We start from the raw sequence: 23,916 nt of genomic DNA, 5'->3' as shown, positions 1-23,916 counted from the left end.
TCCTTAGCGGGTCGGGGAGGGGTGGCTTCGAGCCTAGAGACTTCCCCCTCCCACCGGGAGGGGGCGTCCCGATCCTCCGTTCGGGGCTTCCTACACGCACTCCGTCGGCGTCACACGTACTCCGTCGGGAGCACCGGCTCGCCCCGGGAGAGCTGCATCGCCGACATCGGCAGCCCCGCGCGAGCCGCGATGTGCCGGGACCTGGCGGCCTCCAGCGGCTCCCTGGCCACCACGTCGCCGCCCTTGACCAACTCGACCAGGAGCTGGTGGTCCGCGAGCTCCGGCGGCACAGGACCCGTGCCGACGACCTCCGCCTCGGCGACCCCGTACGCGTCGGGCCGCCGCGCCGCCCACTTGCGGCCGCCGACCGAGGCCTTGCCGCCCAGGGACTTCTTGGCGACCGGCACGAGGGGCGCCTTCAGGTCGGCCGACGCCGCCCGCGCCACCAGCTTGTAGACCATGGAGCAGGTCGGGTGACCGCTGCCGGTGACCAGCTGTGTGCCCACCCCGTACGCGTCGACCGGGGCCGCCGCCAGCGAGGCGATGGCGTACTCGTCGAGGTCCGAGGTGACGACGATCCTCGTGTCCCGCGCGCCCAGCTCGTCGAGCTGCGCCCGCACCCGGTGCGCGACGAGCAGCAGGTCGCCCGAGTCGATCCGGACGGCCCCGAGCCCGGGGCCCGCCACCTCCACGGCGGTCCGGACGGCCTCGGTCACGTCGTAGGTGTCGACGAGCAGGCTCGTACCGTGCCCGAGGCTGTCGACCTGTGCCTGGAAGGCGTCCCGCTCGCTGTCGTGGAGGAGGGTGAAGGCGTGGGCGGAGGTGCCGACGGTGGGGATGCCGTAGCGGAAGCCCGCCGCGAGGTCCGAGGTCGAGTCGAAGCCGCCGACGTACGCGGCGCGGGAGGCGGCGACGGCCGCCAGCTCGTGGGTGCGCCGGGCGCCCATCTCGATCAGGCGGCGCCCGCCGGCGGCGGCCGACATGCGGGAGGCGGCGGCGGCGATGGCGGAGTCGTGGTTGAGGATCGAGAGGATCACGGTCTCCAGGAGCACGCACTCGGCGAAGGAGCCCTCGACGCGCAGCAGGGGCGAGCCGGGGAAGTACACCTCGCCCTCGGGGTAGCCCCAGATGTCGCCGGAGAAGCGGTAGCGGGCCAGCCATTCCAGGGTCGGCTCGTCGACGATGCCGTGTTCGCGCAGGAAGCCCAGGACGGCGGGGTCGAAGCGGAAGTTCTCGACGGCGTCCAGGACCCGGCCGACGCCCGCGAGGACGCCGTAGCGCCGTCCCTCGGGCAGTCGCCGGGTGAAGACCTCGAAGACGGAGCGCCGGTCGGCGGTGCCGGCGGCGAGGGCCGCCTGGAGCATGGTCAGCTCGTACTGATCGGTGAAGAGCGCGGTCGACGGCACGTCCACCGGCAGCCCAAGGTCCGCAGCGTTCATGTCAGCGATGCTAGCGCAGAAATCGTCAGAGTGACGATTTCTAGGCCGTCCGTGTGCGGGCGGCCCGACCCGTTTGTGCGACGGGCCCCCCGGGGTGGCAGCATGGGGTGAGTGAGCGTCGCGCCTATTGAGATCGAACGTACGGAATCGGCCGAGGAGGTCTCCGCCGTCGTCGAGCCGGATGTGCCCTGGGTGACCCTCGTGCACAACGATCCGGTCAACCTGATGAGCTACGTGACCTACGTCTTCCAGTCGTACTTCGGTTACTCCAAGGACAAGGCGCACAAGCTGATGCTCGACGTGCACCACAAGGGCCGCGCGGTGGTCTCCAGCGGCACCCGCGAGGAGATGGAGCGCGACGTGCAGGCGATGCACGGCTACGGCCTGTGGGCGACGCTCTCCCAGGACCGCTTCTGATGTCCGGCCACTTCGAGCCCCTGCCCGGCGGTGGCGCCGCCGTCGCCCTCGACGACGTCGAGATCTCCATCCTCCGCTCCCTCGCCGTCCAGCTCATGGAGCTGATCGGACCGGGCGACGAGCCCGCCAAGAACGAGGACCCGCTGGCCGCGCTCTTCGCCGAGGGCCCCAGCAAGCCGCCGTCCGACCCGGCGCTCAAGCGCCTCTTCCCCGACGCGTACGGGAACGACAGCGAGGAGCTGCGGGCGGCGGCGTCCGACTTCCGCCGCTACACGGAGAACGACCTGCGCGCCCGCAAGCGCGAGGACGCCCTCGTCGTGGTGCGCGCCCTCGACGCGCTCTCCGCCGACGCGGCCGGTGAGGGCGGCGCGGTCCTGAAGCTGAGCGCGGACGAGGCGCGGGCCTGGCTCGGGGCGCTCAACGACCTCCGGCTGACCATCGGGACGCGGCTCGAGGTGACCGACGACGACGAGAGCGAGCAGCTGTACCGGCTGCCGGACTCCGACCCGCGCAAGCCGATGGTGATGGCGTACCTCTGGCTGGGGGCGCTCCAGGAGTCCCTCATCGAGACGCTGATGTCGTAACGCGTCTGGCGGCGACGCCGGAAGTCACCTCCTGTTCGCTCAGCGGACGCTCAAATCCGGATAACGAATGCGTTATCAGAGCGTCCACTTTGCCGTATTGAGTGCCTTTCGCCCGCCGTTTTCCGTGGCCTGCGCCACGTGCGACTCCCTCGATCACGTCCCCACCCGTGATAGATCTTCACGACCGCTCGGGGACGCCACCCCTGTCCCCGAGGGCGCTCCGACCGGCTGACCGCCGGTGGCACTCCATTCACATCCGGGGGGATCAGGATCTGATCCGCGGCAGACGCACTCGCAGTCGCGCGGATCGGCATGGAGAAAGGCGCATCACCATGACCTCTGTGCAGGTCGACAAGCAGCACGACGGCACCGACGGGGCCGTGGAGGGCGGCGAGGGCTACCAGCGAGGCCTCGGCGCCCGGCAGATCCAGATGATCGCGATCGGCGGTGCCATCGGCACCGGCCTCTTCCTCGGCGCCGGCAAGGCCATCGCCAAGGCGGGCCCCAGCCTCATCCTCGCGTACGCCATCGCGGGCCTGGTCATCTTCTTCATCATGCGGGCCCTGGGCGAGCTGCTCATGTACCGCCCCGTGTCCGGCTCCTTCGCGGAGTACGCACGCGAGTTCGTCGGCCCGTTCTGGGGCTTCGTGACCGGCTGGACGTACTGGCTCTTCTGGGTCGTCACCGGCATCACCGAGGTCACCGCCGCGGCCACCTACATGACGTACTGGTGGAACATCCCGCAGTGGATCTCCGCACTGGTCTTCACGGTCATCCTCTACGGCGCCAACCTGATCTCCGTGAAGCTCTTCGGTGAGCTGGAGTTCTGGTTCTCCATGGTCAAGGTCACCGCCATCATCGGCATGATCCTGATCTGCGCCGGCATCCTCACCGTCGGCTTCTCCGACGCCGGCGACACCGCCACCGTCGCGCACCTGTGGAACCAGGGCGGCTTCTTCCCCAACGGCGTCGGCAGCACGCTGATGACCCTGCAGATCGTGATGTTCGCCTTCCTCGCCGTCGAGCTCGTCGGCGTCACCGCGGGCGAGTCCAAGGACCCGAAGACCGTCCTGCCCAAGGCCATCAACACCGTGCCGTGGCGCATCGCCGTCTTCTACGTCGGCGCGCTCATCATGATCCTGTCGGTCGTCCCGTGGACCGAGTTCCAGCCGGGCGTCTCCCCGTTCGTCGCCGCCTTCGAGAAGATGGGCCTCGGCGTCGGCGCCGCCATCGTCAACTTCGTGGTGCTGACGGCGGCCCTCTCCTCCTGCAACTCGGGCATGTACTCCACCGGCCGCATGCTGCGCGACCTCGCGCTCAACGGCCAGGGCCCGAAGGTCTTCACCCGCCTCACCAAGAGCGGCACCCCGCTGCTCGGCCTGACCTTCTCGGCCTCGCTCATGCTCGTCGGCGTCTGGATCAACTACGTCGCCCCCGGCAAGGCCTTCGAGTACGTCGTCTCCTTCGCCACCATCTCCGGCATGTGGGCCTGGATCATGATCCTGGTCTCCCAGCTCCGCTACCGCGCCAAGGCGAACCGCGGCGAGCTCCCCGAGTCCACCTTCAAGGCCCCGGGAGCCCCGTACACCAGCTGGTTCGCGCTCCTGTTCATCGGCATGGTCATCGTGATGATGGGCATCGACGAGGGCGCACGTACCGCCCTGTACGCCGCGCCGGTCTGGGGCCTCATCCTGGGTGTGTCCTACCTGGTCCTGAAGTCCCGCAACCCCGAGGGTGCGGCGTTCGTCAAGCGCTCCTGAACCACCACGTCCCAGCATCCGGGCCGTTCCGTACCACTCCTCGGTACGGGGCGGCCCGTCTGTCTATCCTGTCGGCATGCTGACCATCACCCGGGCCCTGTACGACCAGATCGTGGAACACTCCCGCGCGGACCACCCCGACGAGGCCTGCGGGGTCGTCGCGGGCCCGGCCGGCACCGGTCGCCCCGAGCGGTTCATCCCCATGCTGAACGCCGCCCGCTCGCCCACGTTCTACGAGTTCGACTCCGCGGACCTCCTCAAGCTCTACCGCGAGATGGACGACCGGGACGAGGAGCCGGTCGTCGTCTACCACTCGCACACTGCGACCGAGGCCTACCCGTCCCGCACGGACATCTCGTACGCCAACGAGCCCCACGCCCACTACGTCCTCGTCTCCACCGCCGACAGCGACGGCGCGGGCCCCTTCCAGTTCCGCTCCTTCACCATCGTCGAAGGCGTCGTGACCGAGGAGGACGTCAAGGTCGTCGAGGCCTACGACGCGTAGGACCCGCCCGACGTCGTGCGGAACCGGGCCAGATGGGCGGAGGGCGTCACCCCGAAATGCCGGGCGAACGCCCTCCGCAGGCTCTCGTCGCTCCCCAGCCCGCTCCGCGCCGCCGCCCCCGTCACGCTCGCACCGCCCTCCAGGAGCATCCGCGCCGCCTCCACGCGTACGCGCTCCACGTACGCCGCCGGGGTCGCCCCGACCTGCTCCCGGAACAGCCGCGCCAGATGCCGGACGCTGACCCCCGCCCGCCGAGCGAGCGCCGACGCGCTGTGGTCCGCCGCCGGATCCGCCGCCACCACGTCCAGGAGCGGCCGGACCACCGGATGCCCGGTCGGGGGAGTGCGCGAGGCGACCGAGAACTGCGACTGCCCGCCCGGCCGCTGGAGGAACACCACCAGGTCCCGCGCCACCGCGCGCGCCGCCGCCGCCCCCCGGTCCTCCTCCACCAGGGCCAGACACAGATCGATCCCGGCCGTCACCCCCGCCGAGGTCCACACCCTCCCGTCCCGTACGTGGATCGCGTCCGCCGTCACCTCGACCCCCGGGAACCGCCGGCCCAACTCCGCCGCGTGCTCCCAGTGCGTCGTCGCCCGCCGCCCGTCCAGCAGCCCCGCCGCCGCCAGCGCGAACGCCCCCGTGCACACGGACGCCACCCGCCGCGAGCGCGCCGCGAGCCCCGAGACCGCCGGTGCCGCCGCCACGCACCGCGCCACGTCCACCGCCCCCGGCACGACCAGCGTGTCCACGGCCGTCACCGCGTCCGGCGCGCAGTCGGCCCCGATCCGCAGCCCCGTCGAGGTGCGGACGTCCCGCCCGTCGGGCGTGCACACCCGTACCCCGTAGGCCGCCCCCGCCGTCGCGAACACCTCCAGCGGGGCGGACACGTCGAGCAGCCGGACACCGTCGAAGGCGAACACCACCACCGAGTGCACTGTCATGTGTCCGATTCTGTGGGATGCCCGTCCGTGAGGACATGGCGGGCCCGCGGCCCCCACGGCAAGGCTTGCCCCATGAACGCACCCGCGACGAACGCCCTCGCCCTGATCCCCGACAGCAGGCTCGCCACCGCCGCCACCGAACTCGTCCGTGACACGACGAGCGACCTGATCTACGACCACTCCCGGCGCGTCTACCTCTTCGGCGCCCTCCAGGGCCGCGCCCGGGGCCTCGCCTTCGACCCCGAACTCCTCTACGTCGGCGCCATGTTCCACGACCTCGGCCTGGGGGAGCGGCACCGCGGCAGCGGCCGCCGCTTCGAGGTCGACGGCGCCGAGGCGGCCGCCGCCTTCCTCCGCGCCCAGGGCGCCGACGAGGACGCCGTCCGCCGCGTCTGGACCGCCATAGCCCTCCACACCACCCCCGGCATCCCCGAGTTCATGGAGCCCGAGGTCGCGCTCGTCACCGCCGGCGTCGAGTACGACGTCCTCGGCATCGGCTACGACGACCCCACCGCCGTCACCCCCGAGGACCGCGCCGCGATCCTCGCCGCCCACCCCCGCCCCGACTTCAAGAAGCGCATCCTCGCCGCGTTCACCGAGGGCATCGCCCCCAAGCCCGGCACCACCTTCGGCAACGTGAAGGCCGACGTCCTGCGCCACTTCGAACCCGGCTTCGTCCCCGGCGACTTCGTGACCACCATCGAGGACTCCGGCTGGCCCGAATGAGACACTGACCGGGACCAACGGGCGGCAGGACCCAGGAAGCCGGTGTGAATCCGGCACGGTCCCGCCACTGTGACCGGCGCCCCCGGGCGCTGGGAGCCAGGAACTGACCTGCCGCCTCTCACCACCGACTGGGGACGTGGAAATCCCCGGAGGAGGCATTCCGTCATGACCTGGCCCCGCCGCGCCCTGCTGCCCGCCGCCCTCGTCTCCCTGCTCGCCGGCTGCGCGGCCCCCGGGGAACAGGCCCCCGCGGCGAAGGCCGCACCCGGATTCCCCTACACCGTCACCAACTGCGGTGTGAAGACGACGTACCAGGCCCCGCCGAAGCGCGCGGTCACCATGAACCAGCACGTCACCGAGATCATGCTCGCCCTCGGCCTGGAGAAGTCGCTCGTCGGCACCGCCTACCTCGACGACGCGGTCCTCCCCGCCTACGAGAAGGCCTACGCCACCGTCCCGGTCCTCGCGAAGGAGTACCCCTCCAAGGAGGCCCTGCTCTCCGTGAACCCCGACTTCGTGTACGGCGGGTACACCTCCGCCTTCACCGCCAAGGACGGCCGGAGCCGCGACGACCTGAAGCGCGCGGGCATCGACACCCGCCTCAACACCGAGTACTGCCCGACCGGCGCGCCCTCCGTCGACGACCTCTACCGCGAGGTCCGCGAGATCGGCGGGACCTTCGGCGTCCCCGACCGGGCCGAGACCTGGGTCCGGCAGGCGCGCGACACCGTCACCGCCACCGGCAAGCGCCTGCGGGGCGTCGAGCCCGTCTCCGTCTTCGTGTACGACAGCGGCGACAAGACCGCCTTCACCGCGGGCGGCAAGGGCATCGGCAACGAGCTCATCACCCGCGCCGGCGGCCGCAACGTCTTCGCCGACCTCGACAAGCCCTTCGGCGACGCCACCTGGGAACAGGTCGTCGCCCGTGCGCCCGAGGTCGTCGTCATCTACGACTACGGCTCCACCACCGCCGAACAGAAGAAGAAGCGGCTCCTCGACGACCCCGCCCTCAAGGACGTCCCCGCGATCAGGAACCGCCGCTTCGCCGTTCTGCCCCTGTCCGACACCGTCCTCGGCGTCCGCGTCCCCGCCGCCGTCGGCAAACTGGCCGCCCAGCTCCACCCGGCGCGATGAGCTCGGGGACCCGCGCCACGGGCACGCCGGGGGAGCCCGCCGCCCCGTCGGGGACCCCGCCGCGCCCCGCATCGCCGGGCGGCCCTGACACCGAGGGCGTCCGGTCCGCCCGGTCCGGCGCGCCCCACCGGGCCGGGCGGGCCGGTGCCGGGCGCTCGGGCCGGCCCGTGCGGGCGGCCGGCGGGCCACTGCGGTACGCGGCCGTCGTCGCCGGACTCCTCCTCGCCCTGGCCGTCGCCGTGACCGCCTCGCTCGCCCTCGGCTCCGTGCGGATCCCGCCCGGCCAGGTGCTCGACGCCCTCACCGGGCGGGCCGGACCCTCCCCGTACCGGACGATCGTCCTCGACGTCCGGCTGCCCCGGGTCCTGCTCGGCGTCGTCGTCGGCGCCGGACTCGCCGTCGTCGGCGCCGTCCTCCAGGCCCTCGTCCGCAACCGGCTCGCCGACCCCTTCCTCCTGGGGATCTCCTCCGGCGCCTCCGCCGGAGCCGTCCTCGTGCTCGTCGCGGGCGGCGGCATCGGCCTGCTCGGCGGCGTCACCACCACGGTCGCCCTGCCCGCCGGGGCCTTCGCCGGCGCGCTCCTCGCCCTCGTCCTCGTCTACGGGCTCGCGCGCCGCGGCGGCACCATGACCGGCACCCGGCTCGTCCTCGCCGGGGTCGCCGTCTCGTACATCCTCTCCGCCCTCGCCACCCTCCTCCTGGTCCTCGCCGGACGCCCCGAACAGTTCCAGGAGGCCATGTACTGGTCCCTCGGCGGCCTCGGCAGCGCCCGCTGGGACACCCTCGCCCTGCCCGCCACCGTCCTCGTCCTCGGCACCGGCGTCCTCCTCGCCCTCGCCCGCCCCCTCGACCTGCTCCTCGCCGGAGAGGAGGGCGCCACCGTCCTCGGCCTGGACACCGCCCGCTTCCGCGCCGCCATCTTCGTCCTCGCCTCCCTCGTCACCGCCGTCATGGTCGCGGCCAGCGGAGCCGTCGGCTTCGTCGGCCTCATGGCCCCGCACGCCGCCCGGCTCGCCGTCGGCGCCCCGCACCGCCGGCTCCTCCCGGTCGCCGCGCTCGGCGGGGCGCTCGCCCTGGTCCTCGCCGACCTCGCCGCCCGGACCGTCGCCGCACCCCAGGACATCCCCGTCGGGGTGCTGACCGCGCTCACCGGCGGCCCGTTCTTCCTCTGGCTGCTGCGCCGCCGCCCCGAAGGACCAGCCCTGTGACCGAACTGCGCCTGCACGGACTGTCGTACGGCGATCGCCTCCACGCCGTCGACCTCACCGTCCGCCCCGGTGAGACCGTCGGTCTCATCGGCCCCAACGGCAGCGGCAAGACCACCCTGCTGCGCTGCGTCTACGGCACCCTCGTCCCCACCGCAGGACACGCCACCCTCGACGGCGACGACCTCCACGCCCTCGGCCCCAAGGCCCGCGCCCGCAGGGTCGCCACCGTCCCCCAGGACAGCGCTACCGAATTCGAGCTGACCGTCCGCGAACTGGTCACCCTCGGCCGTTCCCCGCACAAACGGTTCTGGGAGGGCGACACGGGCGCCGACCGGGAGCGCGCCGGGGCCGCCCTCGCCCGCGTCGGCCTCACGGACCTCGCCGACCGCCCGTACCCCACCCTCTCGGGCGGTGAACGCCAACGCGCCCTGGTCGCCCGCGCCCTCGTCCAGGACCCCGCGCTCCTCGTCCTCGACGAACCCACCAACCACCTGGACATCCGCCACCAGCTGGACGTCCTCGCCCTCGTCCGCACCCTGGGCACCACCAACCTCCTCGCCCTCCACGACCTCAACCTGGCGGGGGCGTACTGCGACCGGCTCTACGTCCTGGAACGCGGCCGGGTCGTCACCGGCGGCACCCCCGCCGAGGTCCTCACCCCCGCCCTGCTCGCCGCCGTCTACGGGGTGGACGCCGAGGTCATCCCGCATCCCAGGACCGGCAGCCCGACCGTCGTCTACCTGCACGGTCCGACAGGCGGGCAGGAATCATCCATCATGTGAGATCACATTCCGAAACCCGGACCGGGAATCGATACGATGAGCCCATGGTTTCCCACGACGTGAGCGAAGAGACTCCGAGCACAGTCATGCTCGTAGGCCGCCTGCACGTCGACCTGTGCCGCCTCGCCAGCGCGATGTGTCCGCGCCGCGCTGCGCTCTGAGCGACCGGCCGAGCGCACCCCCGCACGACCCCCCTCCGCGCGGGGGCCCCAGCAGCGCGCCCATCACGCCACTTCCGACAGGAGCCCACGCCATGGCCATCGAGGTCCGCATCCCGACCATCCTCCGCACCTACACCGACGGCGAGAAGGCCGTCGAGGGCAGCGGCGGGACCCTCGCCGAGCTCTTCGCCGACCTGGAGTCCCGCCACACCGGGATCGAGGCCCGCATCGTCGAGGGCGGCAAGCTCCGCCGCTTCGTCAACGTCTACCTCAACGACGAGGACGTCCGCTTCCTCGACGGCATCGACACCAAGCTCACCGACGGCGACAACGTCACGATCCTGCCGGCCGTCGCCGGTGGCATGGTCTGATCCACATGCGCTACGACTCCTCGCTGGCCGCAGTCGGCAACACGCCGCTGGTCCGCCTCCCCCGGCTCTCGCCCTCGGACGACGTCCGCATCTGGGCGAAGCTGGAGGACCGCAACCCGACCGGCTCGGTCAAGGACCGCCCCGCGCTCCACATGATCGAGCAGGCCGAGAAGGACGGCCGCCTCACCCCCGGCTGCACCATCCTGGAGCCGACCAGCGGCAACACCGGCATCTCCCTCGCCATGGCCGCCAAGCTCAAGGGCTACCGCATCGTCTGCGTCATGCCCGAGAACACCAGCGAGGAGCGGCGCCAGCTGCTCACCATGTGGGGCGCGGAGATCATCTCGTCCCCCGCGGCGGGCGGATCCAACACGGCCGTGCGGGTCGCCAAGGAACTCGCCGCCGAGAACCCGTCCTGGGTGATGCTCTACCAGTACGGGAACCCGCACAACGCGGGCGCCCACTACGCCACCACCGGCCCCGAGATCCTCGCCGACCTGCCCTCGATCACCCACTTCGTCGCCGGCCTCGGCACGACGGGAACGCTGATGGGCGTCGGCCGCTACCTGCGCGAACACAAGCCCGACGTCAAGATCGTCGCCGCCGAGCCGCGCTACGACGACCTCGTCTACGGCCTCAGGAACCTCGACGAGGGCTTCGTCCCCGAGCTGTACGACGCCTCGGTCCTCACCACCCGCTTCTCCGTGGGCTCCGCCGACGCGGTCACCCGCACCCGCGAACTCCTCCAGGAGGAGGGCATCTTCGCGGGCGTCTCCACCGGCGCGGCCCTGCACGCGGCCATCGGCATGGGCAACAAGGCGGTCAAGGCCGGCGAGAGCGCGGACATCGCCTTCGTCGTCGCCGACGGCGGCTGGAAGTACCTGTCGACCGGGCTCTACACGGCGGCGACGACGGAAGAGGCGATCGCCGCGGTCCAGGGCCAGCTCTGGGCGTAGCCCTCCGGGGCGGCCGGCTCCGGGCGTAGCCCCTGGCGGGGGCGCAGGCCCCGAACCTGCCTACCTACCCCCCGGGCGTAACCCCTGGCGGGGGCGCAGGCCCCGAACCCGGCCTACCTACCCCCGTACCCGCTAACGCGCGAGATGGCGGACCCGGTCCCACACGACCGGGTCCGCCGTCCCCGCTCTCCTGCGGAAGTCCCTCACCGGCACGTCCCGCAGCTCGTCCGTCTCCAGGAAGCTCGGCCTGCCCTGCGCGTCGCCCACCGCCCCCGGCGGCAGCGCGATCACCCCCGGCCGCTCGTCGTGGTACTTGCTGGTGATCTTGGCGACCAGCGCACTGTCCCCGCGCCGCGACAGCACCAGACACGGCCGGTCCTTCGAACCGGGACCGTCCTCGAACGGCACGTCCGCCCACCAGATCTCCCCCGGTCTCGGCCCCCGCCCCTTCCGAGGCGGAGCCTTCCGCGGCGGACGGCCGGGCGGCCGCGTCCTGCCCGAGGGCCGACGCGAGGGACGGCGTACGGAACGCCTCCATCCGTCGGCGAGCGCCACGACCAATGCGATCACCACGACCGCGACCAGCGCGGGCCACCACGACGTGTCCATACCTCAAGACGGTACCGGCGCGCGCCTCGCTCCGCCGCAGCGGCCCACCATCCATCCGAACCGGTGACAGAGCCCGTGAGTTCGCCCACAACGGGCCACCGCGAAGGAGCGACAGGCCCGGGTGCGCCTTACGCTCGACAGACCGCACAGCCCCCCTCCTCAGCGCGCTTTCCGTATCCGTCCACGGAGGTCCCCGCTCCATGAAGCTCACCGTCGTCGGCTGCTCCGGGTCGTTCCCGTCCGCGGATTCGGCCTGTTCGAGCTACCTCGTCGAGGCCGACGGCTTCCGGCTGCTCCTCGACATGGGCAACGGCGCCCTGGGCGAGCTGCAGCGACACATCGGTCTGTACGACCTCGACGCGATCTTCCTCAGCCATCTGCACGCGGACCACTGCATCGACATGTGCGGGTACTTCGTGGCCCGCTACTACCGGCACGAGGGCGGCCGCTGCGACGCGCTCCCCGTCTACGCCCCGGAGGGCGCCGAGCAGCGCCTGACCACGGCGTACGCGGACACCCCCTCCGCCACCTCGATGAGCGAGGTCTTCGACTTCCGCACCCTGAAGCCGGGCGCCTTCGAGATCGGCCCGTTCTCCGTCCGTACGGAGAAGGTGTGCCACCCCGTCGAGGCGTACGGCATCCGGATCGAGCACGGCGGCCGTTCGCTCACGTACTCCGGTGACACCGGGGTGTGCGCGTCGCTGCACCAGCTCGCCCAGGGCACGGACCTCTTCCTCTGCGAGGCCTCCTTCACCCACGGCAAGGAGGACATCCCGGCGCTCCACCTCAACGGCCGGGAGGCCGGGGCGGAGGCCGCCCGCTCGTCGGTGGGCCGGCTGGTCCTCACCCACATCCCGCCGTGGACCGACGGCGAACGGAACCTGGCGGACGCGCGGGCGGTGTACGCGGGGCCCGCGGAGCTGGCGAGACCGGGTGCGGTCTACGAGGTCTGAACGACGAGAGGGGCCCCGGAACCGTACGGTTCCGGGGCCCCTCTCGTCGGTACGGGCGAGGCTCACGCCTTGGTGAGGTCCTCGATCTCCTCGTCGGGCTCACGGCCCGGGGTGGGGAGGTTGAACTTGGTGATCGCGAAGCGGAAGACCACGTAGTAGATCGCCGCGAAGACGAGACCGATCGGGATGATCAGCCAGGGCTTGGTCGCGAGGTTCCAGTTCAGGCCGTAGTCGATGAGGCCGGCGGAGAAGGTGAAGCCCGCGTGGACGCCGAGGGCCCAGGTGACGGCCATGGATATGGCGGTCAGGACGGCGTGGATCGCGTACAGGACCGGCGCGATGAACATGAAGGTGAACTCGATCGGCTCCGTGATTCCGGTGACGAAGGAGGTCAGCGCGAGGGAGACCATCATGCCCATCACGGCCTTGCGGCGCTCGGGGCGAGCGGCGTGGGCGATGGCGATCGCGGCGGCCGGGAGGCCGAACATCATGATCGGGAAGAAGCCCGACATGAAGATTCCGGCGCTCGGGTCACCGGCGAAGAAGCGGTTGAGGTCACCGTGGACGACCTCGCCTGCGGCGTTGGTGAAGTCACCGATCTGGAACCAGGAGACGGTGTTCACGAACTGGTGCATGCCGACGGGGATCAGCGCGCGGTTGATGAGGCCGAAGAGGCCGGCGCCACCGGCGCCGAGGCCGGTCATCCACTCGCCGAAGTTGGAGATGCCCGCGCCGATCGGCTCCCAGACCAGGCCGAAGACGACGCCGACCGCGGTGCCGACGAAGGCCATGATGATCGGGACGAGACGGCGGCCGTTGAAGAAGCCGAGCCAGTCCACCAGCTTGGTGCGGTGGAACTTCTGCCACAGGACGGCCGAGATCAGGCCCATAAGGATGCCGCCGAGCACGCCCGGGTTGTTGTACGTCGCGGCGACGTCGACACCCTTGTTGGCGGTCGTGTTGACGACGGCGTCGGTGATGGGGAAGGCCTTCAGCACGTTGCTGTAGACCAGGAAGCCGACGAGCGCGGCCAGGGCGGTGGAGCCGTCCGCCTTCTTGGCGAAGCCGATGGCGACGCCGATGCAGAAGAGGAGGGGCAGGTTGTCGAAGACCGCGCCACCAGCGGTGGCGAAGACCGTGGCGACCTTGCCCCAGCCGAGGCCGTCGGCGCCGAAGACGTCGGGCTGGCCGAGACGGAGCAAGATACCCGCGGCCGGCAGTACGGCGATCGGCAGCTGCAGGCTGCGACCGACCTTCTGCAGGCCCTGGAACAGGCCGGATCCGCGCTTCTTCGCGGGAGCGGCGGCCTGGGCGGTGGCCGTACTCATCAACTTCCTCCAGTAGGCAAGGCGCCGCCAGAGGACAGTGAAAGGGGGGACGGCGACGTCTCGTGGAACGCGGTGGTCTGGACCGCGTGGTCTACACCATTGAGTGGTGTAGACCAGTTTTAGCACGTGAGACTTAGATAAGGAACCTACGAATTCTCTGTACTCGGCCATGGCCGGAAAGTGACGACGAAAGGACCCCTGGACGGTGAGGTCCAGGGGCCCTTGGGGTCCTGCGATCGGGACGGAAGTCCCGAAGCGGTCAGGTCATTTGGTGTTGTCCCGCTCCATCTCCTCCTCGACCTCCTCCGGCTCGCGGCCGGGGGTCGGAAGGTCGAACCTGGTGATCGCGAACCTGAAGATCGCGTAGTACACGACCGCGAACGCGAGACCGATCGGAATGATCAGCCACGGCTTCGTCGCCAGGTTCCAGTTGATCACGTAGTCGATCAGACCGGCCGAGAAGCTGAACCCGTCCTTCACCCCGAGCGCCCACGTCACCGCCATCGAGACACCCGTGAGCACCGCGTGGATCGCGTACAGCGCCGGCGCGATGAAGAGGAACGAGTACTCCAGCGGCTCGGTGATGCCGGTGACGAACGAGGTCAGCGCCACCGAGAGCATCAGACCACCGACCTCCTTGCGGCGGTGCGGCTTCGCGCAGTGGGTGATCGCCAGCGCCGCCGCGGGCAGCGCGAACATCATGATCGGGAAGAAGCCGGTCAGGAACTGACCGGCGTTCGGGTCGCCCGCCAGGAACATCGGGATGTCGCCGTTGACCGTCGTGCCGTCCGGCTTCTCGTACGTGCCGAACTGGAACCAGATGGGCACGTTGAGGAACTGGTGCAGCCCGATGACCAGCAGCGCGCGGTTCGCGACACCGAAGATGCCCGAACCCCAGGCGCCGAGCCCGACCAGCCAGTCGCTGAAGCTCTCCAGGGCGTCGCCGATGGGCGGCCAGACCCACAGGCACAGGGACGCGAAGGCGATCGCGACGAAGGTCATGATGATCGGCACGAGTCGGCGGCCGTTGAAGAAGCCCAGCCAGTCCACCAGCTTCGTCCGGTGGTAGCGCTGCCAGAACCAGGCCGTGAGCAGACCGATGACGATGCCGCCGAAGACACCCGGGTTCTGGTATGTGTACCCGCTGAACGCCTGCTCGGGTGCGAGGCACCCGCCCGCGATGTCCGCCGTTCCGGGCGGACAGTCCTCGGGGAACTGGCGCAGCACGTTGTAGTAGACGAGGAAGCCCACCGTGGCGGCCAGTGCGGTCGAACCGTCCGACTTCTTCGCCATACCGATCGCGACACCGATGCAGAACAGCAGGGGCAGGCCGAGGTTGCCGTCGAGCAGCGCGCCGCCGGCGCCCTTCATGACCTTCGCGACGTTGTCCCAGCCGAGCCCTTCCGGCCCGAAGACATCGTCCTGCCCGAGCCGGTTGATGATGCCCGCCGCCGGCAGGACGGCGATGGGGAGCTGGAGGCTCCGGCCCATCTTCTGGAGGCCCTGGAAGAGGCCGCCGCCCAGGGACTTCTTCCTCGGCGCGGCCGCGGCGCTGTCCGTACTCATCGGCGTCCTCCCTGTCCGGAACAACCCGGGTCCGCGTCTCGTTGCACACTGGTGTAGACCAGTTGCGATAGGCTCCGGGAGCCCGCTGAGGACAGGCTGCCGGTGATCGTCATCATTCGACAGAACAGCGGCACTCGCTCGCGAAGTTGAGCCAACCGTGGGTTACCGTGACAAAGCGGACCACAGGTGCGCCGAGATTCGCGTTCACGCGAACAGAACGGACAGGGAGAGACACATGGCCAGCAAGGCTGAGAAGATCGTCGCCGGGCTCGGCGGCATCGACAACATCGAAGAAGTCGAAGGCTGCATCACCCGCCTGCGCACCGAGGTCGTGGACCCCGCCCTGGTCGACGAAGCCGCACTCAAGGCCGCCGGCGCCCACGGCGTCGTCAAGATGGGCACCGCGATCCAGGTCGTCATCGGCACCGACGCCGACCCGATCGCCGCCGACATCGAGGACATGATGTGAGCAGCTGACCCCAGGTCAGCCCACCACCGTCGACGAGGGCCCGTCCCGGCAGGGGAACGGGCCCTCCGTCATGTCCCGCTACGCTCGACCCATGTCTCGTATCGACGGCCGTACCCCCGAACAGCTCCGCCCCGTCACCATCGACCGCGGATGGAGCAAGCACGCCGAGGGCTCCGTCCTCGTCTCCTTCGGCGACACCAAGGTCTTCTGCACCGCCTCCGTCACCGAGGGCGTCCCGCGCTGGCGCAAGGGCAGCGGAGAAGGCTGGGTCACCGGCGAGTACTCCATGCTGCCCCGCGCCACCAACACCCGCGGCGACCGCGAATCCGTCCGCGGCAAGATCGGCGGCCGCACCCACGAGATCTCCCGCCTCATCGGGCGCTCCCTGCGCGCCGTCATCGACTACAAGGCCCTCGGCGAGAACACCATCGTCCTCGACTGCGACGTCCTCCAGGCCGACGGCGGCACCCGCACCGCCGCCATCACCGGCGCGTACGTCGCCCTCGCCGACGCCGTCGCCTGGGCCCAGGGCAAGAAGCTCGTCAAGGCCGGCCGCAAGCCCCTCACCGGCACCGTCGCCGCCGTCTCCGTCGGCATCGTCGACGGCGTCCCCCTCCTCGACCTCTGCTACGAGGAGGACGTCCGCGCCGACACCGACATGAACGTCGTCTGCACCGGCGACGGCCGCTTCGTCGAGGTCCAGGGCACCGCCGAGGCCGAGCCCTTCGACCGCAAGGAGCTCAACGCCCTCCTCGACCTCGCGTCCGGCGGCTGCGCCGACCTCGCCGAGATCCAGCGCAAGGCCCTCGAAGGCACGCTCTAGGACACACCGGGCGCCGGGGTCGCAACCCGGTCGCAACCCCACGCCCCCTGGACGCGTCCTGACGGACACACGGGCGCACGGATACGATCCGTGCGCCCGCACGAACGTCATGTACAGGGGGAGGACCCGCCTTGAAGCGCCGTCTCGCACTCGCGGTGGCCACGGCCGCCGCACTCACGACCGTCCTCAGCGGTTGTGGAGCTCTCGACACCGCCATGGACTGCGTCAAGACCGCCGACGCGATAGCCACGTCCGTCACGAAGCTGGAGCAGGCCGTCTCCAACGCGTCGAACGACCCGACGCAGATCGAGGAGTCCCTGAACTCGATCTCCACGGAGCTCGGCAACCTCAAGAACACGACGGGCAACGCCGACCTCGCGAAGGCCGTCGACGACCTCAGCAAGGGTGTCGAGACCGTCCGTACCGCGGTCAAGAACGGTGACGCGACCCCGGACATCCAGCCGATCACGGACGCGGCGGGCGAGGTGGCGAAGGTCTGCACGCCGGGCTGACCCGGCCGACCCCGGATAATCGACGACATGACGCGCCTCATCCTCGCCACCCGCAACGCGGGCAAGATCACCGAACTCCACGCGATCCTCGCCGACGCAGGTCTCGACCTGGAACTCGTCGGCGCGGACGCGTACCCGGAGATCCCCGACGTCAAGGAAACCGGCGTCACCTTCGCCGAGAACGCCCTCCTCAAGGCCCACGCCCTGGCCCGGGCCACCGGCCTGCCCGCCGTCGCCGACGACTCTGGCCTCTGCGTCGACGTCCTCAACGGCGCCCCCGGCATCTTCTCCGCCCGCTGGTCCGGCACCCATGGCGACGACCGCGCCAACCTGAACCTGCTCCTGGCCCAGCTCTCCGACATCGCGGACGAACACCGCGCGGCCCACTTCGCCTGCGCGGCGGCCCTCGCGCTCCCGGACGGCACGGAACGCGTGGTCGAAGGCCGTATGGAAGGCACCCTCCGCCACACCCCGAAGGGCACGAACGGCTTCGGCTACGACCCGATCCTCCAGCCGGAGGGGTACGACGTGACCTGCGCGGAACTGACTCCGGCGGAGAAGAACGCGATCAGCCACCGGGGGAAGGCGTTCAGGGCGCTGGTGCCGGTGGTGAGGGAACTGCTGGGCTGAGGATTGAAGCCGAGAAGAGCCGCCCTTCGGGCGGCTCTTCGAGTGGTGCGGCCGATGGGATTCGAACCCACATGGACGAAACGCCCAGAGGCACCTAAAACCTCCGCTTATACCATTCAGCAACGGCCGCGTGCACGGCCATGGTAGCGGTCACGCGGTATCCGGTCGCGAGGTGCGCCGATGTTTCCCGCGGCACCACGTCTCCGTCATCGAATGGCAGTTGGGGCAGAGGGAGCGAAGGTTCTCCCGGCGGTTGTCGAGCCTGGGGTCAGAACTTCGGACCCGGGGTCTGGGCCAGCACCAGTTCCGTCGCCTCCTCCGGGGTCTCCACCGACGGGGGTGAGCCTTGCAGGGGCCGGCGGGCCGTCTCCTTCATGCAGGCGACGGCGATGACGCCGACCAGGGCCGCGCCCATCGCGTAGTACGCCGGCATCAGGTTGTTCCCCGTCGCGCCGATCAGGGCCGTGATGACCAGCGGGGTCGTACCGCCGAAGAGCGACGTGGACAGGTTGTAGCCCACGGACAGCGAGCCGTACCGCACGTCCGTCGGGAAGAGCGCCGGGAGCGCCGCCGACATGGTGCCCAGCATGCAGACGAGCGACAGGCCGAGCATCAGCATGCCGAGGGAGACGGCCGGTATGCCGCCCTGGCCGATCAGCAGGAACGCGGGCAGCGACAGGAAGAGGAAGCCGAGCATGCCCGCCATCAGGACCGGCTTGCGTCCGAAGCGGTCGTTGAGGCGGCCGACCTGCGTGATGATCGCCATCAGGAGGACCATCACGAGGAGCAGGATCAGCAGTCCGTGCGTCTCGCTGTAGCCGAGCTCGTCGGAGAGGTACGTCGGCATGTACGACAGCAGCATGTAGTCGGTGATGTTGTACGCGCCGACGAGCGCGATGCACAGGATCAGCGCCGGCCACTGCTGGCGGAAGATCTTCGCGAGGTCGCCCTTGGTCGTCGCCCCCACCGCGTCCGCGGCCTCGGAGGCGGTCGACGCGTCGGACTCCAGCTTCTGGAAGGCGGGCGTCTCGTCGAGCCGCATCCGCAGGTAGAGGCCGACCAGGCCCAGCGGGCCCGCGACGAGGAACGGCACGCGCCACCCCCACGCCTCCATCGTGTCGGAGCCGAGCCACGCGGTGAGCGCCGTCACCAGGCCGGCCGCGCCGACGTAGCCCGCGAGCGTGCCGAACTCCAGGAAGCTGCCGAAGTAGCCGCGGCGGCGGTCGGGCGCGTACTCGGCGATGAAGGTGGACGCCCCGCCGTACTCGCCGCCGGTCGAGAAGCCCTGGACCATGCGGAAGAACACCAGGAGGACGGGTGCCCAGAAGCCGATGGAGGCGTACGAGGGGATGAGGCCGATCGCGAACGTGCCGACGGCCATGAGGATCATGGTGAGGGCGAGGACCTTCTTGCGGCCGAGGCGGTCACCCATCGGGCCGAACACCATGCCGCCGAGCGGTCGGATCAGGAAGGCCACCGCGAAGGTCGCGAACGACGACAGGAGCTGGACCGTGTCGTTGCCGGACGGGAAGAAGACGTGGCCGAGGGTGACGGCGAGGTAGGCGTAGATGCCGAAGTCGAACCACTCCATGGCGTTGCCCAGGGAGGCCGCCCGTACGGCCCGCTTGACCGCCGCCTCGTCCGTCACCGTGATGTCGGTGCGTCGGAGCTTGGGCCGGCGGCGTCGGGTGACGGCTCTGAACAGACGCGGATGGCGTCTGCGGGCAGCGGGATCGGCCGCGGGATCGCGGTCTGTGGCCGACATGACCGTACGTCCTCTCTGGGGGAGTCACTCCAGGGGGCGCTTCTGCACGGTCATGCCGTTCACAAACGGAACCCGTCCCTGATTGGGACGTCCGTCACGTCGTGGGGGGTCTCAGGCCCCGGGGGCCCCGATGGAGAGGTCCTTGAGGATCTTGGCGACGTGGCCGGTGGCCTTCACGTTGTAGAAGGCGTGCTCCACCTTGCCGTCCTCGTCGACGACGACGGTCGAGCGGATCACGCCTGTCACCGTCTTGCCGTAGAGCTTCTTCTCGCCGAAGGCGCCGTACGCCTCCAGGGTCGTCTTCTCCGGGTCGCCGACCAGCGTGACCTGGAGGTTCTCCTTCTCGCGGAACTTCGCCAGCTTCTCCGGCTTGTCGGGGGAGACGCCGATGACGTCGTAGCCCGCCGCGGCCAGCACGTCCAGGTTGTCCGTGAAGTCGCAGGCCTGCTTGGTGCAGCCGGGGGTGAGGGCGGCCGGGTAGAAGTAGACGATGACCTTGCGGCCCTTGTGGTCCGCGAGGGAGACCTCGTTGCCGTCCGCGTCGGGCAGGGTGAAGGCGGGGGCGGTGTCGCCGGGCTGCAGTCGCTCGCTCATGGCTCTCCTCGGGATGGTTCGCGTACGCGAGGAGAGCCTAATGGGGGACGGCTGTCGGGGGTCGGGGGCGGCCCATCGGCGGCGGAGCTGACAGACTGTCCGTCAACGACCGGAATACGACTACGGAGGCAGCGCGGTGTCGGAGTCCAGGACCCCTGCGCAGATCGAGGCGGACATCGTCCGCCGGCGCGAGCAGCTCGCCGTCACTCTCGACGAGATCGGCATTCGGATGCACCCGAAGACGATCATCGGGGACGCGAAGGCCAAGGTCGCTTCGACGGTCGACCAGACCGCCGGGCGGGCCTTCGTCGCCGTGAACCGGACCGTCTCGGACGTGAAGGCACGTTTCACCCATGAGGACGGAGCGCCCCGCCTGGAGCGGGTGGTACCGGTGGCGCTGGTGGCCGTGGCGCTCGTCGGGCTGCTCGCCGTGTCCTCCCGCAGGGGCGGCGGCTCCTCCCGCAAGCGCCGGCGGTGACCCGGGACGCCCCCTCCCCGCCACGGGTCCCGCACCCGGGCAGGTAGGTTCACCCCGTGAGCGAGAACACGCACGACAAGCTGCCCATCCGGATGCTCCACGACCGGGTCCTGGTCCGCACCGACTCCCCGGAGGGGGAGCGGCGTTCCGGCGGGGGCATCCTGATTCCGGCGACCGCCGCCGTCGGCCGTCGTCTCGCCTGGGCCGAGGTGGTCGCGGTCGGTCAGAACGTCCGTACCGTCGAGATCGGTGACCGGGTGCTCTACGACCCCGAGGACCGTGCCGAGGTCGAGGTGCGGGGGGTCGCGTACGTCCTGATGCGGGAGCGCGATCTGCACGCGGTGGCCGCGGACCGGTTCCAGGGCGCGACGGACTCGACCGGGCTGTATCTGTAGGGAGCTTCGGGTTCGGGGCCCCGGTGACGACGGTCACCGGGGCCTTCGTCCGTCCTTTGCTAGCCTGGAGGGACCCCGACGAGACGCGCCGTACCGGGTTCTTCGACAAGACGACGCACTCCTGTTGTTCCGTCTCGCGGAGGTGTCGTCGTCATGGCCTGGGTTCTTCTCGTCGTCGCGGGTCTGCTGGAAGTCGGCTGGTCGATCGGTATGAAGTACACCGACGGTTTCACCCGCCTGTGGCCCAGTGTGTTCACCGGCGCCGGGATCGTCGCCTCGATGCTGCTGCTCTCGCATGCCGCGAAGACGCTGCCGATCGGTACGGCGTACGGCGTGTGGGTGGGGATCGGCGCGGCCGGTGCGGCGGTGCTCGGCATGGTGGTGCTGGGTGAGCCGGCGACCGCCGCCCGGATCTTCTTCGTGTGTCTGCTCCTGGTCGCGGTGGTGGGTCTGAAGGCGACCTCGGGTCACTGACCGGGAGCGGTACGGGGGGCCAGGGGGCTGCGGGAGACCACGCCGCCGGGCTCCGCCCCACCCGGCCCGCCGGGCCCCGCCCCACCCGTCTCGCCCGGCCCCGCCTCGTCCGGACGCACGGCGCCGGGCCCCGCCTCGCCCGTCTCCGGGGTCTCCTGCGACTCGTAGGACTCGACGGAGCCGTCGGCCCCCTCCGGGTCGTCAAGGCCGTCCGGCAGCGCTGCCTCCGGTGGCATCTCCTCCGTCCCCGGCATGAGCCGGAGGTCGAAGTCCCGTGGCGGTGTCGCGGCCAGGGCCTCGCGGGTGAACCGGCCCCAGATCTCGGCGGGTGCCCCGCCGCCGTTGATCCTCGGCAGTCCGAGGGCCCCGTACAGCGGTTCCTGGCGGCCCGACTCGGGGTCCTGGCCCATGAGGGCGACGACGGTCGCGAGTTCGGGGGTGTAGCCGGCGAACCAGGCGGCCTTGTCGTCCTCCGCCGTGCCCGTCTTGCCCGCCGCGGGGCGGCCCGCGGCCTGCGCGGCCGTTCCCGTGCCCGTGTCGACGACGCTCCGCAGGATCGCGGTCGTCGTGTCGGCGGCCTCCCGGCTCACGGCCTGCCGGGCCGGTGCGGCGGGCACGGACAGCTCGTGGCCGTCCCTGCTGATCCGCTCGACCAGGGTGTGGGCGCCGTGCCGGCCGTGTGCGGCGAGGGTGGCGTACGCCGTCGCCATGTCGAGGACGCTGGCGGTGGCGGGGCCGAGTGCGATGGAGGGGGAGGCGGTGAGGTCGGGGGTGGAGCCGGGCAGGCCGAGGGCGACGGCGGTCCGCCGTACGTGCCCGGGGCCGACGTCGACGGCCATCTGGGCGTACACGGCGTTCACCGAGAGGTCGGTGGCGGTGCCGACGGGGATCTCCCCGTAGCTCTGGTCGTCCTCGTTGGCGGGGTCGTACGGGTGGCCGTTCCAGCCTTCGACCGGACGCCGGTTGGTGCCGTCGTACAGGGTGTGCGGGGTGATCGGTTCGCCGTGCTGGGTCTGCGCCCCGCTCTGTACGGCTGCGGTGAAGACGAACGGCTTGAAGGTGGAGCCGACCTGGTAGTCGCGGCGGGTGGCGTTGTTGACGTACTGCCGGGTGTAGTCGACGCCGCCGTACATGGCGAGGACCCTGCCGCTCGCCGGGTCGACGGCCGCCGCCCCGACCCGTACGTACCGGTCGGCGGGGACCCTCGCCGGGTCGAGCCGGGAGGTGACGCGGTCCTCGACGGCCTGGACGAGCGCGTCCTGTTTGGCCGGTTCCAGGGTGGTGGTGATGCGGAAGCCGCCGCCGGCGAGGGTCTTCTCGTCGACGATCCCGCGGGCCGTGAGGTACTCCTCGACGGCCTGCACGAGGTAGCCGCGCTGTCCGGAGAGGCCGGTGGCGGGGCGGGCGGTCTGCGGGTCGGGGAAGCGGGCGGCGCCGCGGTCGGCGGGGGTCAGCCAGCCCTCGGTGACCATGCCGTCGAGGACGTAGTCCCAGCGGGCGACGGCCTTGGCGCGGTTCTCGGGGTGGGTGGTGACGTCGTAGGCGCTGGGGGCCTTGAGGAGGGAGGCGAGGTACGCGCCTTCGGCGGTGTCGAGGTCCTGGACGTCCTTGCCGTAGTAGGCGCGGGCGGCGGCCTGGACGCCGTACGCGTTCCGGCCGAAGTAGCTGGTGTTCAGATAGCCCTGGAGGATCTCCTCCCTGCTCTTCTCGCGGCCGAGCCTGATCGCGATGAAGAACTCCTTCGCCTTGCGGGTGAGGGTCTGCTCCTGGCCCAGGTAGTAGTTCTTGACGTACTGCTGGGTGATGGTGGAGCCGGACTGGCGGCCCTTGCCGGTGACGGTGTTCCAGGCGGCGCGGAGCATCGCCTTGGGGTCGACGGCGCGGGAGGTGTGGAAGTCGCGGTCCTCGGCGGCGAGGACGGCCTGCCGGACGGGGAGGGGGACGCGGTCGAGCCGTACGTTCTCGCGGTTGACCTCGCCGTCGCGGGCGAGGGGGCTGCCGTCCCGGTAGAGGTAGACGTTGGACTGGGCGACGGCGGCGGCGTTGGCGGGCGGGATCTCGACCAGGAGGTAGCCGGCGGCGAGGGCGCCGGCGAGCAGCAGGACGGAGAGCAGGAGGAGCCCGAAGAGGGTGCGCAGGACGCGGCGGGGGCGGGAGCGTCCGGCGGGGCGGGGCGGGGGTGTTCGTGCGGGGAGGGTGGGGTCCCTCGGCTCCCAGCCTCGCTCCCGGGCCGGGCGGGGCGGCCGGGGGGTGTCGGAGTCGCTCATGCCGGAGGAAAGGGACATGACATCAGATAGTGCACCGAAAGGGGCGAAACTGCCGAACGCGACCCGGAT

At 70.9% G+C, this 23,916-nt stretch carries 27 protein-coding genes, 1 tRNA gene, 1 pseudogene and 2 riboswitches; of the genes and pseudogenes, 19 read left to right on the top strand and 10 right to left on the bottom strand.

From position 1 onward, the window contains the following. Nucleotides 1-110 precede the first annotated feature (110 nt). Nucleotides 111-1,439: a nicotinate phosphoribosyltransferase gene (locus ABZ567_RS05065; protein WP_360784827.1), complete on the bottom strand. Its 1,329-nt coding sequence runs from the start codon at nucleotides 1,437-1,439 to the stop codon at nucleotides 111-113. 111 nt (nucleotides 1,440-1,550) lie between these two features. Between ABZ567_RS05065 and clpS the strand changes: the two genes are divergently transcribed. The 4 genes from clpS (at nucleotide 1,551) to ABZ567_RS05045 (ending at nucleotide 4,705) form a co-directional block, all read left to right on the top strand. Then, a complete protein-coding gene (gene clpS, locus ABZ567_RS05060) occupies nucleotides 1,551-1,856 on the top strand; it encodes an ATP-dependent Clp protease adapter ClpS (protein WP_073807902.1) in 306 nt (101 codons plus the stop codon). Further along, nucleotides 1,856-2,440 (top strand): DUF2017 domain-containing protein, encoded by a 585-nt coding sequence (locus tag ABZ567_RS05055; RefSeq protein WP_360784825.1) that lies wholly within the window; start codon nucleotides 1,856-1,858, stop codon nucleotides 2,438-2,440. Before clpS ends, ABZ567_RS05055 begins: the two co-directional genes overlap by 1 nt. A gap of 332 nt (nucleotides 2,441-2,772) precedes the next feature. Continuing rightward, nucleotides 2,773-4,200 carry an amino acid permease gene (locus tag ABZ567_RS05050; RefSeq protein ID WP_360784823.1) on the top strand — a complete coding sequence of 476 codons (1,428 nt, stop codon included), beginning with the start codon at nucleotides 2,773-2,775 and terminating at the stop codon, nucleotides 4,198-4,200. Nucleotides 4,201-4,276: 76 nt separating this feature from the next. Continuing rightward, nucleotides 4,277-4,705 carry a M67 family metallopeptidase gene (locus ABZ567_RS05045; protein WP_360784821.1) on the top strand — a complete coding sequence of 143 codons (429 nt, stop codon included), beginning with the start codon at nucleotides 4,277-4,279 and terminating at the stop codon, nucleotides 4,703-4,705. On the opposite strand, the gene ABZ567_RS05040 is transcribed toward ABZ567_RS05045, so the two are convergent. Continuing rightward, the gene (locus ABZ567_RS05040; protein ID WP_360784819.1) at nucleotides 4,693-5,646 is read right to left on the bottom strand and encodes a DJ-1/PfpI family protein; all 954 of its coding nucleotides are present in this window, start codon (nucleotides 5,644-5,646) and stop codon (nucleotides 4,693-4,695) included. The two genes, ABZ567_RS05045 and ABZ567_RS05040, sit on opposite strands and share 13 nt — an antisense overlap. Before the next feature lie 72 nt (nucleotides 5,647-5,718). On the opposite strand from ABZ567_RS05040, the gene ABZ567_RS05035 reads away from it, so the two are divergent. The 7 genes from ABZ567_RS05035 (at nucleotide 5,719) to ABZ567_RS05005 (ending at nucleotide 10,984) form a co-directional block, all read left to right on the top strand. Continuing rightward, the gene (locus tag ABZ567_RS05035) at nucleotides 5,719-6,372 is read left to right on the top strand and encodes an HD domain-containing protein (RefSeq protein ID WP_360784817.1); all 654 of its coding nucleotides are present in this window, start codon (nucleotides 5,719-5,721) and stop codon (nucleotides 6,370-6,372) included. Between the two features lie 32 nt (nucleotides 6,373-6,404). Further along, a riboswitch (cobalamin riboswitch) is annotated at nucleotides 6,405-6,478 on the top strand. Between the two features lie 59 nt (nucleotides 6,479-6,537). Further along, on the top strand, nucleotides 6,538-7,506 hold the full coding sequence (locus tag ABZ567_RS05030) for an ABC transporter substrate-binding protein (RefSeq protein ID WP_360784815.1): 969 nt from the start codon (nucleotides 6,538-6,540) through the stop codon (nucleotides 7,504-7,506). After that, complete coding sequence (locus tag ABZ567_RS05025; protein WP_360784813.1) at nucleotides 7,503-8,714, top strand: iron ABC transporter permease; 1,212 nt, start codon at nucleotides 7,503-7,505, stop codon at nucleotides 8,712-8,714. The genes ABZ567_RS05030 and ABZ567_RS05025 overlap by 4 nt, the downstream gene beginning before the upstream one ends. After that, the gene (locus ABZ567_RS05020; protein ID WP_360784811.1) at nucleotides 8,711-9,496 is read left to right on the top strand and encodes an ABC transporter ATP-binding protein; all 786 of its coding nucleotides are present in this window, start codon (nucleotides 8,711-8,713) and stop codon (nucleotides 9,494-9,496) included. Before ABZ567_RS05025 ends, ABZ567_RS05020 begins: the two co-directional genes overlap by 4 nt. Before the next feature lie 44 nt (nucleotides 9,497-9,540). After that, a complete protein-coding gene (locus ABZ567_RS05015; protein ID WP_360784809.1) occupies nucleotides 9,541-9,657 on the top strand; it encodes a putative leader peptide in 117 nt (38 codons plus the stop codon). 92 nt (nucleotides 9,658-9,749) lie between these two features. Beyond that, a complete protein-coding gene (locus ABZ567_RS05010; protein ID WP_360784807.1) occupies nucleotides 9,750-10,028 on the top strand; it encodes a MoaD/ThiS family protein in 279 nt (92 codons plus the stop codon). 5 nt (nucleotides 10,029-10,033) lie between these two features. Further along, on the top strand, nucleotides 10,034-10,984 hold the full coding sequence (locus ABZ567_RS05005) for a cysteine synthase (RefSeq protein ID WP_360784805.1): 951 nt from the start codon (nucleotides 10,034-10,036) through the stop codon (nucleotides 10,982-10,984). A 132-nt stretch (nucleotides 10,985-11,116) separates the two neighbouring features. On the opposite strand, the gene ABZ567_RS05000 is transcribed toward ABZ567_RS05005, so the two are convergent. After that, the gene (locus ABZ567_RS05000; protein ID WP_360784803.1) at nucleotides 11,117-11,593 is read right to left on the bottom strand and encodes a type II toxin-antitoxin system PemK/MazF family toxin; all 477 of its coding nucleotides are present in this window, start codon (nucleotides 11,591-11,593) and stop codon (nucleotides 11,117-11,119) included. A gap of 200 nt (nucleotides 11,594-11,793) precedes the next feature. On the opposite strand from ABZ567_RS05000, the gene ABZ567_RS04995 reads away from it, so the two are divergent. Beyond that, complete coding sequence (locus ABZ567_RS04995; protein WP_360784802.1) at nucleotides 11,794-12,546, top strand: MBL fold metallo-hydrolase; 753 nt, start codon at nucleotides 11,794-11,796, stop codon at nucleotides 12,544-12,546. Between the two features lie 62 nt (nucleotides 12,547-12,608). Here the strand turns inward: ABZ567_RS04995 and ABZ567_RS04990 are convergent, their stop codons facing one another. Further along, nucleotides 12,609-13,874 carry a PTS transporter subunit EIIC gene (locus ABZ567_RS04990; RefSeq protein ID WP_360784801.1) on the bottom strand — a complete coding sequence of 422 codons (1,266 nt, stop codon included), beginning with the start codon at nucleotides 13,872-13,874 and terminating at the stop codon, nucleotides 12,609-12,611. 264 nt (nucleotides 13,875-14,138) lie between these two features. After that, the gene (locus ABZ567_RS04985; RefSeq protein ID WP_360784799.1) at nucleotides 14,139-15,440 is read right to left on the bottom strand and encodes a PTS transporter subunit EIIC; all 1,302 of its coding nucleotides are present in this window, start codon (nucleotides 15,438-15,440) and stop codon (nucleotides 14,139-14,141) included. A gap of 235 nt (nucleotides 15,441-15,675) precedes the next feature. Between ABZ567_RS04985 and ABZ567_RS04980 the strand changes: the two genes are divergently transcribed. The 4 genes from ABZ567_RS04980 (at nucleotide 15,676) to rdgB (ending at nucleotide 17,874) form a co-directional block, all read left to right on the top strand. Then, nucleotides 15,676-15,909, top strand: a complete 234-nt coding sequence (locus tag ABZ567_RS04980) for a PTS glucose/sucrose transporter subunit IIB (RefSeq protein WP_345487976.1) — start codon at nucleotides 15,676-15,678, stop codon at nucleotides 15,907-15,909. Nucleotides 15,910-16,000: 91 nt separating this feature from the next. After that, on the top strand, nucleotides 16,001-16,732 hold the full coding sequence (gene rph, locus ABZ567_RS04975; protein WP_360784796.1) for a ribonuclease PH: 732 nt from the start codon (nucleotides 16,001-16,003) through the stop codon (nucleotides 16,730-16,732). Between the two features lie 131 nt (nucleotides 16,733-16,863). Continuing rightward, complete coding sequence (locus tag ABZ567_RS04970; RefSeq protein WP_360784794.1) at nucleotides 16,864-17,244, top strand: hypothetical protein; 381 nt, start codon at nucleotides 16,864-16,866, stop codon at nucleotides 17,242-17,244. Nucleotides 17,245-17,271: 27 nt separating this feature from the next. Beyond that, nucleotides 17,272-17,874: an RdgB/HAM1 family non-canonical purine NTP pyrophosphatase gene (gene rdgB, locus ABZ567_RS04965; protein ID WP_360784793.1), complete on the top strand. Its 603-nt coding sequence runs from the start codon at nucleotides 17,272-17,274 to the stop codon at nucleotides 17,872-17,874. Nucleotides 17,875-17,917: 43 nt separating this feature from the next. On the opposite strand, the gene ABZ567_RS04960 is transcribed toward rdgB, so the two are convergent. The 4 genes and pseudogenes from ABZ567_RS04960 to bcp form a co-directional block, all read right to left on the bottom strand. Next, nucleotides 17,918-18,004: transfer RNA gene (locus ABZ567_RS04960), tRNA-Leu, on the bottom strand. Between the two features lie 20 nt (nucleotides 18,005-18,024). Beyond that, nucleotides 18,025-18,132, bottom strand: a pseudogene (locus tag ABZ567_RS04955) (HNH endonuclease); the annotation flags it as partial. A 10-nt stretch (nucleotides 18,133-18,142) separates the two neighbouring features. Beyond that, the gene (gene proP / locus ABZ567_RS04950; protein ID WP_360784791.1) at nucleotides 18,143-19,639 is read right to left on the bottom strand and encodes a glycine betaine/L-proline transporter ProP; all 1,497 of its coding nucleotides are present in this window, start codon (nucleotides 19,637-19,639) and stop codon (nucleotides 18,143-18,145) included. Nucleotides 19,640-19,750: 111 nt separating this feature from the next. After that, a complete protein-coding gene (gene bcp, locus ABZ567_RS04945; protein WP_360784789.1) occupies nucleotides 19,751-20,233 on the bottom strand; it encodes a thioredoxin-dependent thiol peroxidase in 483 nt (160 codons plus the stop codon). Between the two features lie 136 nt (nucleotides 20,234-20,369). On the opposite strand from bcp, the gene ABZ567_RS04940 reads away from it, so the two are divergent. The 3 genes from ABZ567_RS04940 (at nucleotide 20,370) to ABZ567_RS04930 (ending at nucleotide 21,580) form a co-directional block, all read left to right on the top strand. Beyond that, entirely contained in the window at nucleotides 20,370-20,711 is a 342-nt protein-coding gene (locus ABZ567_RS04940) for a DUF3618 domain-containing protein (protein ID WP_360784787.1), read from the top strand. 56 nt (nucleotides 20,712-20,767) lie between these two features. Continuing rightward, nucleotides 20,768-21,106 (top strand): co-chaperone GroES, encoded by a 339-nt coding sequence (locus ABZ567_RS04935; protein ID WP_073807849.1) that lies wholly within the window; start codon nucleotides 20,768-20,770, stop codon nucleotides 21,104-21,106. 48 nt (nucleotides 21,107-21,154) lie between these two features. Then, nucleotides 21,155-21,226: riboswitch (guanidine-III (ykkC-III) riboswitch) on the top strand. A 33-nt stretch (nucleotides 21,227-21,259) separates the two neighbouring features. Then, nucleotides 21,260-21,580: a multidrug efflux SMR transporter gene (locus tag ABZ567_RS04930; RefSeq protein ID WP_028811654.1), complete on the top strand. Its 321-nt coding sequence runs from the start codon at nucleotides 21,260-21,262 to the stop codon at nucleotides 21,578-21,580. Here the strand turns inward: ABZ567_RS04930 and ABZ567_RS04925 are convergent. Next, nucleotides 21,574-23,865 carry a transglycosylase domain-containing protein gene (locus ABZ567_RS04925; RefSeq protein ID WP_360784785.1) on the bottom strand — a complete coding sequence of 764 codons (2,292 nt, stop codon included), beginning with the start codon at nucleotides 23,863-23,865 and terminating at the stop codon, nucleotides 21,574-21,576. The genes ABZ567_RS04930 and ABZ567_RS04925 overlap by 7 nt on opposite strands. Nucleotides 23,866-23,916: the final 51 nt, after the last annotated feature.

Origin of the sequence: Streptomyces sp. NPDC016459, assembly GCF_040632845.1 — a bacterium.
GTDB lineage: Bacteria > Actinomycetota > Actinomycetes > Streptomycetales > Streptomycetaceae > Streptomyces.
The sequence above is the reverse complement of the archived record's forward strand: the minus strand, read 5'-3'. Positions and strand labels throughout refer to the sequence as shown.

Coding starts and splice junctions, on each gene's coding strand:
- bcp (WP_360784789.1), bottom strand. CDS start 20,233: ATGAGCGAGCGACTGCAGCCCGGCGACACCGCCCCCGCCTTCACCCTG.
- ABZ567_RS05025 (WP_360784813.1), top strand. CDS start 7,503: ATGAGCTCGGGGACCCGCGCCACGGGCACGCCGGGGGAGCCCGCCGCC.
- ABZ567_RS05035 (WP_360784817.1), top strand. CDS start 5,719: ATGAACGCACCCGCGACGAACGCCCTCGCCCTGATCCCCGACAGCAGG.
- ABZ567_RS05050 (WP_360784823.1), top strand. CDS start 2,773: ATGACCTCTGTGCAGGTCGACAAGCAGCACGACGGCACCGACGGGGCC.
- proP (WP_360784791.1), bottom strand. CDS start 19,639: ATGTCGGCCACAGACCGCGATCCCGCGGCCGATCCCGCTGCCCGCAGA.
- rdgB (WP_360784793.1), top strand. CDS start 17,272: ATGACGCGCCTCATCCTCGCCACCCGCAACGCGGGCAAGATCACCGAA.
- ABZ567_RS05015 (WP_360784809.1), top strand. CDS start 9,541: ATGGTTTCCCACGACGTGAGCGAAGAGACTCCGAGCACAGTCATGCTC.
- ABZ567_RS05010 (WP_360784807.1), top strand. CDS start 9,750: ATGGCCATCGAGGTCCGCATCCCGACCATCCTCCGCACCTACACCGAC.
- ABZ567_RS05045 (WP_360784821.1), top strand. CDS start 4,277: ATGCTGACCATCACCCGGGCCCTGTACGACCAGATCGTGGAACACTCC.
- ABZ567_RS05065 (WP_360784827.1), bottom strand. CDS start 1,439: ATGAACGCTGCGGACCTTGGGCTGCCGGTGGACGTGCCGTCGACCGCG.
- ABZ567_RS04990 (WP_360784801.1), bottom strand. CDS start 13,874: ATGAGTACGGCCACCGCCCAGGCCGCCGCTCCCGCGAAGAAGCGCGGA.
- ABZ567_RS04995 (WP_360784802.1), top strand. CDS start 11,794: ATGAAGCTCACCGTCGTCGGCTGCTCCGGGTCGTTCCCGTCCGCGGAT.
- ABZ567_RS05005 (WP_360784805.1), top strand. CDS start 10,034: ATGCGCTACGACTCCTCGCTGGCCGCAGTCGGCAACACGCCGCTGGTC.
- ABZ567_RS04985 (WP_360784799.1), bottom strand. CDS start 15,440: ATGAGTACGGACAGCGCCGCGGCCGCGCCGAGGAAGAAGTCCCTGGGC.
- ABZ567_RS04925 (WP_360784785.1), bottom strand. CDS start 23,865: ATGTCCCTTTCCTCCGGCATGAGCGACTCCGACACCCCCCGGCCGCCC.
- rph (WP_360784796.1), top strand. CDS start 16,001: ATGTCTCGTATCGACGGCCGTACCCCCGAACAGCTCCGCCCCGTCACC.
- ABZ567_RS05055 (WP_360784825.1), top strand. CDS start 1,856: ATGTCCGGCCACTTCGAGCCCCTGCCCGGCGGTGGCGCCGCCGTCGCC.
- ABZ567_RS04930 (WP_028811654.1), top strand. CDS start 21,260: ATGGCCTGGGTTCTTCTCGTCGTCGCGGGTCTGCTGGAAGTCGGCTGG.
- ABZ567_RS05000 (WP_360784803.1), bottom strand. CDS start 11,593: ATGGACACGTCGTGGTGGCCCGCGCTGGTCGCGGTCGTGGTGATCGCA.
- ABZ567_RS05030 (WP_360784815.1), top strand. CDS start 6,538: ATGACCTGGCCCCGCCGCGCCCTGCTGCCCGCCGCCCTCGTCTCCCTG.
- ABZ567_RS04980 (WP_345487976.1), top strand. CDS start 15,676: ATGGCCAGCAAGGCTGAGAAGATCGTCGCCGGGCTCGGCGGCATCGAC.
- ABZ567_RS05040 (WP_360784819.1), bottom strand. CDS start 5,646: ATGACAGTGCACTCGGTGGTGGTGTTCGCCTTCGACGGTGTCCGGCTG.